Here is a 316-nt window from a genome sequence, read left to right as displayed (position 1 = left end):
TGCAGGTCCTATTACCCCGTACATGCCGTAACATGCACGGTTTGGGCTGTTCCGCGTTCGCTCGCCACTACTTACGGAATCACTGTTGTTTTCTCCTCCTATGGGTACTTAGATGTTTCAGTTCCCCACGTTCGCCTCCATTATATGGATAACCATTGCTGGCTGGGTTGCCCCATTCGGAAATCCGCGGATCAAACCGTCTGTGCCGGTCCCCGCAGCTTATCGCAGCTTATCACGTCCTTCTTCGCCTCTGAGAGCCTAGGCATCCCCCGTGCGCCCTTATTCACTTAAACTCTTATGAATCTATTGAATCATT

Annotated in this window: 1 rRNA gene; it reads right to left on the bottom strand. The window is 51.3% G+C overall.

Annotated elements, in window-relative coordinates:
• Nucleotides 1-293 (bottom strand): 23S ribosomal RNA (locus KI659_RS18550); the annotation flags it as partial.
• Nucleotides 294-316: the final 23 nt, after the last annotated feature.

Source organism: Litoribacter ruber, from assembly GCF_018449405.1.
Lineage (GTDB): Bacteria > Bacteroidota > Bacteroidia > Cytophagales > Cyclobacteriaceae > Litoribacter > Litoribacter ruber.
Note: the sequence above shows the minus strand (reverse complement) of the source record. Positions and strands in the feature narration are given on the sequence as shown.